At 43.6% G+C, this 12,337-nt stretch carries 12 protein-coding genes; all 12 read right to left on the bottom strand.

The window, feature by feature from the left end:
• Positions 1-17: 17 nt before the first annotated feature.
• Positions 18-161 (bottom strand): cupredoxin domain-containing protein, encoded by a 144-nt coding sequence (locus J6J34_RS12175; RefSeq protein WP_301720766.1) that lies wholly within the window; start codon positions 159-161, stop codon positions 18-20.
• A 45-nt stretch (positions 162-206) separates the two neighbouring features.
• Complete coding sequence (locus J6J34_RS12170) at positions 207-473, bottom strand: DUF5676 family membrane protein (protein WP_034818180.1); 267 nt, start codon at positions 471-473, stop codon at positions 207-209.
• Between the two features lie 103 nt (positions 474-576).
• Positions 577-1,017 (bottom strand): EMC3/TMCO1 family protein, encoded by a 441-nt coding sequence (locus tag J6J34_RS12165; protein ID WP_034818226.1) that lies wholly within the window; start codon positions 1,015-1,017, stop codon positions 577-579.
• Positions 1,018-1,231: 214 nt separating this feature from the next.
• Positions 1,232-1,585, bottom strand: a complete 354-nt coding sequence (locus tag J6J34_RS12160; RefSeq protein WP_105307083.1) for a cupredoxin domain-containing protein — start codon at positions 1,583-1,585, stop codon at positions 1,232-1,234.
• A gap of 37 nt (positions 1,586-1,622) precedes the next feature.
• Complete coding sequence (locus J6J34_RS12155) at positions 1,623-3,884, bottom strand: heavy metal translocating P-type ATPase (protein ID WP_301899102.1); 2,262 nt, start codon at positions 3,882-3,884, stop codon at positions 1,623-1,625.
• Positions 3,885-3,963: 79 nt separating this feature from the next.
• Entirely contained in the window at positions 3,964-4,422 is a 459-nt protein-coding gene (locus tag J6J34_RS12150; protein WP_053954055.1) for a hypothetical protein, read from the bottom strand.
• Between the two features lie 27 nt (positions 4,423-4,449).
• Complete coding sequence (locus J6J34_RS12145) at positions 4,450-4,821, bottom strand: cation transporter (RefSeq protein WP_301899101.1); 372 nt, start codon at positions 4,819-4,821, stop codon at positions 4,450-4,452.
• Positions 4,822-4,878: 57 nt separating this feature from the next.
• On the bottom strand, positions 4,879-5,217 hold the full coding sequence (locus J6J34_RS12140) for a P-II family nitrogen regulator (protein WP_006956222.1): 339 nt from the start codon (positions 5,215-5,217) through the stop codon (positions 4,879-4,881).
• 96 nt (positions 5,218-5,313) lie between these two features.
• Positions 5,314-5,682 (bottom strand): hypothetical protein, encoded by a 369-nt coding sequence (locus tag J6J34_RS12135; protein ID WP_034732787.1) that lies wholly within the window; start codon positions 5,680-5,682, stop codon positions 5,314-5,316.
• Positions 5,683-5,781: 99 nt separating this feature from the next.
• Positions 5,782-8,907 (bottom strand): efflux RND transporter permease subunit, encoded by a 3,126-nt coding sequence (locus J6J34_RS12130; protein WP_301720773.1) that lies wholly within the window; start codon positions 8,905-8,907, stop codon positions 5,782-5,784.
• Complete coding sequence (locus J6J34_RS12125; protein WP_173921186.1) at positions 8,900-10,429, bottom strand: efflux RND transporter periplasmic adaptor subunit; 1,530 nt, start codon at positions 10,427-10,429, stop codon at positions 8,900-8,902. The genes J6J34_RS12130 and J6J34_RS12125 overlap by 8 nt, the downstream gene beginning before the upstream one ends.
• A 1-nt stretch (position 10,430) precedes the next feature.
• On the bottom strand, positions 10,431-11,720 hold the full coding sequence (locus J6J34_RS12120) for a TolC family protein (protein WP_301720774.1): 1,290 nt from the start codon (positions 11,718-11,720) through the stop codon (positions 10,431-10,433).
• Positions 11,721-12,337 lie beyond the last annotated feature (617 nt).

The following is a 12,337-nucleotide window of genomic DNA, read 5'->3' as shown; positions in this document are numbered from 1 at the left end:
TTAACTTCACTGGACAGTTACCAATAGACAATAAGTTTTCCTAGATACCTTTGCATCTGACAATGAAAATCGTATTCTCCGGTCTTTAATACTGGCAATTCGATCAACTTTAACTTATTGGTCGGTAAAGTATCGCTGATCCCCAGATCAGGAATAAGCAAAGTTTCAGAGCAACAGATTTAAAGGCTTCCAGTTTGACAACAATCTCATTTAGCCGTTTTCATTTGTTTATTATATAACGTTACAATTAGCCAGCCAGTAATCATAGCTCCCAAGGACCACCCGAATAATCCCGTAACAAATCCACTAAAACTCAAATGCCACTCGAAACCAGAGAGTTTTCCGTGAACCATGCCTTCTGTTAAAGCCATCATGCTAGAGGGCATAATAAGCACTAGCAAGCTACAAACTCCCCATAAAACTGCGAAAGCACCGCCAGCTGCTAAGCCAAATTTCTTTGCATTAAGTTTCATAACTTCCTCCTTAAAAATACCGTTGTAAATTAGATATATTGAAAAAGTACCGCTACTTGCACACTGCAAGTAGCGGCATTTCCAACGGAGAGCTTAATCTCTACTACATTTCCTTTTTTTCTTCACTCTGATGTTCCATCATCTGCTCCATCATCATTTGCATCATATCCATTCTATGCTCCATCATTTTCATTTTATTCATCATATTCTCTTTGCCCATTTGCTCTGCTTTGTCTCCCTTTTTATGTTCTCCTTTGTTCATGCCTTTATCCATCCCATGGTTCATCATTTGCATTCCCTTCTGCATTGACTTCATGTGTTCTTCCATTAGTTTTTTACGTTTCTTGGGATCGGATTCGCTTTTTATTTTTTCCATAGCTTCGCGCATTTCTTGCATGTGCTCATTCATTGATGTCATTTTTTCATGATGCATCATTCCACTCATTGAACCTGTTTTATCATCACCATGTTTATGCTGTGCATCAGCAAAGACAGGAGAGGCCATTAAAGCTGTGATAGTTAAAGCTGAAAGTACTTTTTTCATTTTATTACCCTCTTGACTATGACCAAATTGTATTGGTCTCATTAATTTTACTTTGTTTCACTATCGTTAAATCTTGGAGCCCACGCTGACGTAGACCTCATATAACGGCGATATTTATTGCCGAATCCTTCAATGCCTTCGATGAAATTGAATTTCATCGAATCTAACGGGAAACTTTTAAAGCTCATATTGTGACCTGGACGTTTTAAGCCATTTAACCGACAACTAGCTTTCCCCGATACATTTGCATCTGGCAATGAAAGTCGTACTCTCCGGGTTCCAGCGCTGGTATTTGAATTTGCTTTAATTTGTTAGAAGGCAACGTTTCACTTATTTCTAGCTTGGGAATGAGCAAAGTTTCAGAGCAAGGAGATTGATCCTTTCGCAGAAATTTAAGCTCAACAGGCTTGCCTTCTCGCACCTTTATACGCGAAGGTGAGTAGGTACCGTTTTCTACAGTAATTACAATCTCACCTTCTTCCGCCTGTTTCTCAGCAGGTTCATAAAGCCAAAACCACCAGACAATCAGTGCAATTAATGTTAAGCCAGCGATATTAATAAATAACATTTTTACTCTCCTGAAAGAGCTCTAATTAAAAGAGGAATCAGTGACTCTTCGCTTTGAAAAAGCGCAACCGATTAGCGTTACTCACTACCGTGAGTGACGAAAAAGCCATGGCTGCACCGGCAATGACAGGGCTTAATAGAATGCCGAGAAACGGGTACAGTACACCTGCGGCAAAAGGTATACCTGCCACGTTGTAAATAAAAGCACCGAATAGATTCTGCTTGATATTGCGCAGAGTAGCCTTACTTACAGCTACTGCATCAGCTAGACCATGTAACGACCCCCGCATCAAAGTAATGTCAGCACTTTCAATGGCTACATCCGTGCCCGTACCGATGGCGAAGCCCACGTTGGCAATAGCCAGTGCTGGCGCATCATTAATACCATCTCCCGTCATGCCAACGATTTCGCCTTCCATCTGCAGCTCCTGAACCTTTTTTGATTTTTCTTCCGGCAGAACTTCAGCGAAAAATTCTTTAATTCCTACTTTTTCAGCAACTGCTTCTGCTGTCGCGCGATTATCACCAGTAAGCATCACTACTCGCACACCGTTATCTTGCAAACGTTTAATGGCGGCTACGGAGTCGTCTTTTATCGGGTCGGCAACTGCAATAATTGCAGCTAACTCATTATCAACGGCAAAGTACATAGGCGTCTTAGCTTCAGCAGCTAAGCCTTGGGCTTTTTCAACAAAGTTACCGAGCTCAACTTGACGTTCACGCAACAGCTTTTCATTACCGAAAAGGAGGGACTTCCCGTCAACTTCTGCCTCCACGCCATGACCAGCGATGGCGTTGAAGTTCGAGACCTTACTTGTCTTAATCCCTCTTTCCCTGGCTGACTCAACTATCGCCTGTGCTAGCGGATGTTCAGAGCCAGACTCAAGTGTCGCTGCAAGTTGCAGTACGGTTTGCTCATCGTACTCACTCGCTACTAATACGTCGGTGACTTTGGGAGAGCCAAGTGTAATGGTGCCCGTTTTATCCAGGATCATAGCCGATACTTTCGACGCTGTTTGCAATGCTTCGCCATTGCGAATCAGCACACCTGCCTCTGCGGCTTTTCCTACACCCACCATTACCGACATAGGCGTCGCCAGGCCTAATGCGCAAGGGCAAGCAATAATCAAGACAGTGGTCGCTGATACCACAGCAAAGGCCAGTGCCGGCTCAGGCCCAAAGTTAAGCCAAGCTAGAGCACTGATAACAGCAATAATCATAACAACAGGCACAAAGTAAGCTGAAATAACATCGGCAAGACGACCGATTGGGGGCTTAGAGTTTTGCGCCCGTTTCACCATGTTAATAATTTGAGCAAGTGCTGTATCTTTTCCGACTCTTGTCGCTTGAAACAAAAAGGAACCACTTTTATTTATCGTGCCCGCCACAACGTCATCACCAACTGATTTTTCCACGGGCATGGGTTCACCCGTTAGCATAGATTCGTCAACGGTGGTATTTCCCTCGGTTACCTCCCCATCTACGGGAATTTTTTCTCCCGGACGGACACGCACTAAATCGCCCTGAAGTACGTCTTCGATGGCGATATCCAATTGTTTATCGTCACGAATCACCCTAGCTGTTTTGGCCTGCAAACCAATGAGACGCTTTATGGCTTCGGACGTGCGCCCACGAGCTTTCAGTTCAAGTGCCAACCCCAGATTGATCAAACCGATAATCATCGCAGTCGCTTCAAAGTATACGTGACGCGCCATTTCCGGAACCAGGTGTGGAACGATTACAACCACCATAGAATACAACCAGGCTGTACCAGTACCAAGTGCGATCAGCGTATCCATATTAGCGGAATGATTTTTCAAAGATTGCCAGGCACCGACGAAGAAGTGTTTGCCCGAAAAGTAAAGTACACCTAACGTTAGAATACCTACGACTAACCATGTCACACGCTCTGTGGCAGTGGTCACCGTCATTTCACCAACAAAAAGGCTATAAATCATGAGAGGTACACCTAACGACAGCGCAACGGTCATCTCCCGCATCAGCCGCTTGTAATAAGCCCAGTCGGCTTGCTCTTTTTCTGCCAACGCATCACCGTCACTTTCGGACGTGGCTACTTTAGCGCTATACCCCGCCCTCTCTACTGCTTTCACTAAAGCGCTCGGATTTGCTGTTCCAGTCACACTGACCGTTCGCTGGGCAAAGTTCATCTCAGCATTTTCCACGCCGGATACAGACTTTAGTGCACTCTCGATTTTGCCAACACAACTCGCGCAACCGGCTCCCTCGATAATGAGTTCCTCAATGGAACTACTACTAACGTCCTCAGTTTTCACACCCATACAAGTGCTCCTTATTTATGGAAAATTAACCAAATCAGGGCTCTTTCCCACAAAGTACCAACGATAAAATTTTCACTAACTACATATCCGAAAATCGGTTCGCAGTTTGCACCATTCGTTTAATTTCATTTTCTTCAACGTTTTTTACTGTTTCTAACAGCTCTTTTGCGCTGTCTATATCAACACGGGAATATAGGTGTTCATACAACTCAATGACTTGCTCATGATGGTTTACAATGTTCTCCATAATGTGATCGGTATCTAACTCTTTAAAAGGCGAATCGCAGTGCCCATGCTCAACGATGGGATGTTTCCCAATATAATCATAACACCAAGTGTCTAATGCATTTAGGTTGGCTGTATTCAAAAAACCTTCAACCATTCGCTCTAAGCTAGCTTCATGACCCGACACGTAGCTTAGAATCATCCGAGCTCGTTCATCTTGGTTTTGTTTAGAGCAGTGAGTCACACACTCCTTCAGGTTTTTGTGGAAATCAACGGTCCAACTCAGTACATCTTTGATTGTTTCTATTTGCATTTTTTACTCCTTACCTATAATTAATTGTTACTTTCGTTTGCTTTTGGTACGTGGCGGGCTTCTGTGGCAACTCCACGGTGTATGCTCTGCATTATCTTTAATATTTTGATCAATAAATTTGTAGTATTCCTCTTTCAAGTGAGTCCACCAGCCACTATTTATTTCAACACCAAACTTCCTGAGCTTTTCCTCTATAACATTGAGATCCACTTTAGAGGCATCATAAGCTACCAATAACAAGTTATGCTCAGAGTCATAGGCAACGCTATCGAGACCAACCAACAAGTCAATTTCTTTGATAGCTTTGCGAACTTCTTTCACACTCTCTGCGTTTAGCTTTAAAGTGCGGTTTACTAAGTTAATTTCCCGCACTCCTGCTCTATGATCGTTATTTGACATCAATACTGTCCTGTTAATTAAAACTACCAATACGTTTCAGGCAACATTTGCGCGGTGTTAACTTTGTAACGAAAGCTCTTTATTAGTGGCTGCTCGTTTATCGTGAACCCAGAACAATTCATCGATTGGCGAGATAGAAACTAATCCCTCGTTAGATACCCCAGTATGGGCCGCTTCAACTACCAAGAGGGCAACATCACGCGCATCATCACTGTTCACATAAACTTCAAGCTGTACGTGATCAACTAAGTGATCATCGTTATAGCTATCGAAGTAGTAACCCCGTCCTCGCACAGGAAACAGCGTAAAGCCGCTAACGCCACGGCCGATGAGAGCCTCTTCCACTGAGTCTTGTCGAAGTTGATCAAAAATAGCGGTAATTTTAGATAGGTTCATATACCCCCCTAAAAGCCCTAAAGCATATAGCTTATGGACTGTGTTTAGCCTAGTTACTTAAATTTCGAGAAAATCTAGAGTTGTAATTTAGTAGTGCTATTTCGGAGGGTAGTAAATATCGAAGAGTATTTGCTTCACATCACCTTTATAAGACACGGGATGTGGCAAGTTGCTAGGAGAGTTTATCGAAGTGTCGAATTGAATAAATACTAGAGGTGAGTTCGCAGAGTTACACTCTTCATCCATAGAGCATTTATCAACTACGCAGCAATAGCAGTCGTCAATGATAGATTGCTCACTTTCATCGCAATGAAAGTTATCTTTGCTTTCGTTGCTAACATCCATATGGCTAACACTTTTTTCGTGCTGTACATTGGAAGCATTGTTATAAGCAGGAGCGGCTGGGAAGGATAGCTGTATCACTATTCCTAACATAAGCACAACTAAAAATTTTGCTTGAAACATATGTGCGCTCCTATTGCCATGCTATAAATTAGCATACTACCACCTGCACATCATTGATCGAGATCAAAGGTGCGCAGGTGATATTTACAGAGTAAGGTATCATCTAACCTTAACGTCTTTCTTTCGCCACAAATAGTAAACAGCAGGTAATACGAGCAAGGTTAAGATAACAGCGCTGATCATTCCTCCAACCATTGGCGCCGCTATTCTACTAACCACCTCAGCCCCAGTCCCTGTACTAAACATTATAGGCAATAAACCAGCAATTGTAGAAACGGCCGTCATCATGACGGGGCGAACACGAAGTCCTGCCCCTTCCATTACAGCAAGAGAGAGACCCTCTTTCGTTAATGCTTTACCATGCTCTAACTGACTTTTTTCATATTCATTATAGGACTGGTTTAAGTAAGTCAGCATTAGTATTCCTATTTCTACAGTGACACCGGCTAGAGCTATAAAACCAACCGCTACAGCAACTGAGAAATTATAATCTAAAAGATACATTAGCCAGATTGACCCCACCAACGCGAGAGGCAAAGTTCCCAATATAATGGCTATTTCTGTAGCGTTTCGAAAATTCATATATAAAAGAACGATAATAATCGCGAGCGTTAACGGAATCACGTAAGTCAGTTTTTCCTTTGCCCTTTCCATATATTCGTACTGCCCGGACCAGGTAACTGAATACCCTGCTGGCAACTCGAGTTCTTGTTCTACAACCTTCATTGCTTTTTCAACATAAGTGCCGACATCAACTCCCTCAATGTCGACAAAAGTCCAGCCATTAAGTCTTGCGTTCTCACTTTTAATTGCCGGCGGTCCGAGTTCAACGTAGACATCAGCCACATCCGCCAAACTAATACGCTGCCCGTCTGGCGTAACTAAAGGTAGCGTCTTTAACTCTTCCGGTGAATCACGGTAATCTTGGGGGTAGCGCAAGTTTATCGGGTAACGTTCAAGCCCTTCAATGGTCTCTGAAACGTTCATTCCCCCAATAGCCGTGGCAACTACTTGTTGAATATCTTCAATGTTCAAACCATAACGTGCAGCCTGCTCTCTTTTTATGTCAACTTTGACATAACGTCCACCTGCCACTCGCTCTGAATAAACAGAAGCAGTGCCATCTACATCATCAAGTATTGCTTCAAGCTGCTGGCCGATCGCCTGAATTTCATTAAGATCAGCTCCGGCAACTTTTATACCTACCGGCGTTTTGATACCTGTCGATAGCATATCAATGCGAGTTTTAATGGGGTAAACCCACGCATTTGTCAGCCCCGGAAACTTTACAAGCGCATCGAGTTCTTTTTTCAACTTCTCAGTGGTCATACCGTCACGCCACTGATCTTTCGGTTTCAGTTGAATAAAAGTTTCAATCATCGTTAGGGGGGCCGGATCAGTGGCGGTATCAGCTCGGCCAATTTTGCCAAAAACCGTCTTTACTTCCGGTACCGTCTTTATGAGTTTATCTGTTTGCTGCAAAAGCTCTCTTGCTTTCCCAATAGATAATCCAGGATAAGTCGTCGGCATATACATCAAATCGCCCTCATCCAGATCTGGAATAAACTCACTACCAATTTTGTCAATCGGCCAGACACCAACAGCCAGGATAACAAGAGCTCCCACAACTGCTGTCTTTGGGTATTTCAAAATGCCTTTTAAAAGCGGTTTATACCCGGCGATCAATAACCGGTTAAGCGGGTTTTTCCCCTCAGGTGTTACCTTTCCTCTGATAAAATACCCCATCAACACAGGGATAACGGTAACCGCTAAGGCTGCACTAGCTGCCATTGCGTAAGTTTTCGTGAAAGCAAGCGGAGAAAACATTCGCCCTTCCTGGGCTTCTAAGGTAAACACCGGCATAAAGCTGACGGTAATAATGAGTAAGCTAAAGAAAAGAGCGGGACCTACCTCTGAAGCAGAAGCGGTAACCACCCGCCAGCGGTTCTCTGCGGTCAGTGGCGTTTTTTCCATATGCTTATGCATATTTTCAATCATGACGATGGCACCATCGAGCATAGCGCCAATAGCAATTGCGATCCCCCCAAGTGACATAATATTCGCGTTAATTCCTTGCCAATACATAACAATAAACGCGGTTAAAATACCCAGAGGCAAGCTGATAACGGCAACTAGCGAGGAGCGGACATGGAAGAGAAATATCACACAGATAAACGCGACAATAGCGAGTTCTTCTATTAAACTTTTCCAGAGACTTTCGACGGCATCCGAGATAAGCCCTGAGCGATCATAGACAGTGACAATCTCAACGCCATCGGGTAACCCTGCTTTTAATTCCTCTAATTTTTGTTTTACACCATCAATCGTTTTTTGTGCATTTTCTCCGAAGCGCATTACAACAATTCCGCCCACGGCTTCCCCCTCACCATTGAGCTCGGCTATACCGCGCCTCATTTGTGGCCCCACACCCACATCTGCAACATCTTTAAGCAATAAAGGCGTGCCATTAGCATCAACGCCTAGTGGGATATTTTCTAAGTCGGAGACACCTTCAATATAGCCGGAGGCCCGAACCATATACTCAGCCTCAGCCATTTCAACCACTGAAGCCCCCACCTCCTGATTACCTCTCTGGATAGCGTTTTGTATGTGAGCCAAAGGAATATCGAATGCGCGAAGCTTCTCCGGGTCAACTTTTACCTGGTACTGCTTTACCATACCGCCCAGCGCGGCAACTTCAGAGACACCTTCAACAGTTTGCAGTTCATACTTTAAAAACCAGTCTTGCATACTGCGTAATTCACTCAAGTTGTGGTTACCCGTGCGGTCGACCAAGGCATACAAATAAACCCAACCAACTCCTGTAGCATCAGGACCTAATTGTGGCCTTGCATTAGCAGGCAGTGTGGGAGCAACCTGAGATAAATATTCAAGTACTCGCGAACGTGCCCAGTAAGCATCTGTGTCTTCGTCAAAAATGACATAAACATAGGAATCTCCGAAAAACGAATACCCACGAACCGTTTTAGCTCCAGGAACTGATAACATAGACGTTGTTAATGGATAGGTAACTTGGTCTTCTACTACTTGTGGGGCCTGACCTGGATAACTGGTTTTAATAATCACCTGAACATCAGACAGGTCCGGCAATGCATCTACTGGTGTATTCTTGACGGCAAAGGCACCAACGCCCACAAGGATTAATGTCGCTAGAAGAACAAAAAATCGGTTGCTAACTGACCATCGAATGACTGACTTAATCATGGTTATGCTCCTGCTCTGTCACTTGTTCTTGCTCAGGAATATGAATCGATGTGAGCTGGTAACGTTGCTTACCTACTTGTGAAATTTCCGCATGTAAGGACAAACCGGCGCTGAGCTTTGAGAGTTCAACATCATCAGCGACATCGAAGTCCATCGTCATTGCAGGCCAGTCCCACTCAGGAATCTCACCGTGATTCAGCGTAACCATCGAATGTTGAGGCATAACACTTTTAACTGTTGCTTCGACCCAGACAGCTTCGACTGATACAGCTTCATTTAACATAGTGTCGTGGCTCTCGCTATCAGTGTTAGAGTCGTGGTTCATACGTTTAAAGTCGGAAGACTTACTGGACTCAGAGTCAATTAAGAACTGAGCCGATGTAACAATTTCATCACCTGCCATAAGACCCGATAAAATCTCAACTCGCGAGCTACCTAACCGCCCAACGTCAACATTAACTGATTTAAATTTCCCGTCGCCCAGTGCTAAGACAACTCGGTTCGAATCACCCATTCGAATAAGCGCTTCTTTGGGGATGACTAAGTTTTCGTCGCCTACACCAGCATTAATATTAAGATTCGCAAACATACCCGGCCTCAAAAAAGCGTCGGGGTTATTGAAGTGAATTCGAATTTTTCCCGTCCGGGTTTTAGAGTTAAGTGACGGATAGACGTAATCAACCTTTCCTTCCCAGTCTTTACCCGGAGCATACTCAAGATCCATTTGAACTTTATTACCTACCTCAACCTGGTTCAGTTGCCGCTCAAAGACTTCTGCAATAACCCATATTTTATCCAGTTGGGCAATCGTCATTAAGTTCATACTCGGCTTTACAAACGCACCTTCACGCACAGTCAGTTTATCCAATACCCCGGACTGCTTTGCTTTTACCGTAATTGTTTTCTGAATTTTATGAGTCTCTTTTAACTTCTTAATCTCAGGTTCAGAAACTTGCAGAGCTCTTAGGCGTTCTTCAGCAGCATCTAGTAGAACCTGATTACCTCTTTGCGAGGCCAATACAAGCTCTTCTTGCGCATTAACCATTTCAGGAGAGTAAATACTGTATAAAGGCTCGCCGGCTTTAACTGAGTTACCAACCGCTTTTACAAAAAGCTTTTCAATCCAGCCTTCAACACGGGGACTTACTGTCAGCACTCGGTTCTCATCAAACTGAACATAGCCAACTGTTTCGATATCCAGGTTGAGTCTCGAGGACGTGACGGTTGCAGTTGTAACCCCAAGGTTGTTAATAACATCGGGATCAATTCTCACAGTACCGGGTGAACTTTCTCCCCCATCATCGCCATAGAAAGGAATAAGGTCCATCCCCATTGGAGACTTTCCTGGCTTGTCTCTCCGATAATTTGGATCCATCGGAGCCACCCAATATAATGGCTCTTTTTTGGCATTATCCGATGAAGCATCGGAGCCCGCAGTTGACTGCATTAAGTAGCCAATAGCACCAGCGCCAACCGCAAACCCTACAGCTAAACTTATAAGAGATTTAGTGACTGTTTTCATTTTAAACTCCTGAGAATAATAAGTAGTTTGCTTCGGCAATCAGCTTTTGGCGGTTGATGGCGATCGCTAATGCATCAATTTTTGCGTTGACTTCAGCAATCTGTGAACGCACCGCCTCTGCAAAGTCGCCATCATCATTGTTGTAGGCTGTCAATGCAGCTTCAGACTGGGCGGACATTTGTGGAAGTAGCTCTTCACGATAAAGAGCAGCGCGTTCATTCAAACGATTCAGTTGTACAAAGGTACTGCGTAAACTGGCTATTAACTGTCTGGCAATCAGCAGTTTTTCAGTTCTTTTTGCTTCAGTTTTATACTTTGCCGAACGCACCTGTTCATCCTGCTTGTTATCAGTAAACAGTGGTATATCGAACGTAACTCCGACTGAAAACAAGTCGGCACGGTCAGTACCGCTTGGAGCATCGTTTCTATGACCATATTTAAGGTTGGTTGACCATTGTGGTTTATAACCTTGTTGAGCAAGCTCTATAGAAGTTTCCGACGCCGAAATGTCTTGATCGATAGCTTGCAAAACTGGGTGCCCTTTTATTAATTCGTACAAGGCTTGTTTAGGCATTGTTGAAGGCGAACTCAATGCTTCCTGTAGCGTAAGGTTAGGAACGTCATCTGGTAACTTTGATTTCGCTATAGCACCTATCCACTCCGACAGTTTGCTTTGAAATCGCTCCTCTTTCTGTCTTAATGAAGTCAATCGGTCATCCAGTCGTGTGAGCTCAAGCTGGGCCCTAATAACATCCTGCTGCCGTGCTTTTCCTTCAGTACTGGTATAACTTGCCTTGGCCGTCGACACTAACTGTTCAAAAAGCGCTCTATCGGATTCAATCAAACGGATACTTTGCTGAAAGAAAAAAACGTCTAACCACAACTTCGTTACCGTTGTTTTGACCTTAGCAATACGATCAGCCCTCAAAAGCGGTTGTTTTTGGGCCAATTGATTTTTTTGCTTACGAGACAACGATAGCGTGTCTCCTCTAGGAAAAGTTTGTGAAACACCTACGATCAATTGGGTCATTCCTTCCTGTCGTGAACTAAAACTGTCAACAGGGAAACTGGCTGCCGTGAGCGATATTTTAGGGTCAGGCAAACTGGAAGAGGCTATAGCTTCACTCGCGAATGCCTCTTGAGTTTGCTTACTTGCTGTTAGCCAGGGGTCTTCTTGTACAGCGATACTCACTGCATCTTGCAAATTCAAAAGCGGCTCTTGCGCATTAGCAAAATTTGGCACCACTACAGTCAGAACGCTTAAATAAGCCATTTCTCTTAAAAGTTTCATATTGTTACTCTCAAAAACTGTAAATTTTTAAATTAAACACAGACCAGGCTATGAGTTAGAGCGTAACTAGGGTTACTAGCGAAATCATAACTACAAAGACCGAGCCAAAGCTTAAAGCTGTGTTTTTACCTGGACGATAAACGCGCCAGGAGCGAGAAATTTAGTACTTTTTAAGAGTAGATTGGGGGCCGAAATAGCGAGAGAGAGTGCTTTTCTTTAATATTCGTATCTAAGAATGAGGAAGCGTTAAAAACCAGCTTCTCAATAGGCGGAACGGTGGATTGCTCAGAATAAACGACAGTAATTGACGGGCTGTAACAATGACGCATCATTGAATCAGAGCTACAGTTATCGGTAAGAGAATGTGACACTTCGCAATCTGCAAGATCGCAAACTTGCTCAGTAGGATCGTGCATACATGCCTTTTCCGTACTGATAGTTTGTGAAAATGACATTGTTGTTACTGCTAATAGCAGTAGGGCAATGATTAAACGATACATGCGAAGCTTTATTGCAAAAACATGTTAAAATAATATCTCTTTGTCTGATAAAGATCAACCGATTAAAAGAAGTAGCCATAACTAGGTAATGAATCTAAGTGATAATACAGCTCCCAT

It is taken from the genome of Pseudidiomarina terrestris (assembly GCF_030466405.1).
GTDB lineage: Bacteria > Pseudomonadota > Gammaproteobacteria > Enterobacterales > Alteromonadaceae > Pseudidiomarina > Pseudidiomarina terrestris.
This window is presented reverse-complemented; position numbering and strand designations above follow the sequence as displayed.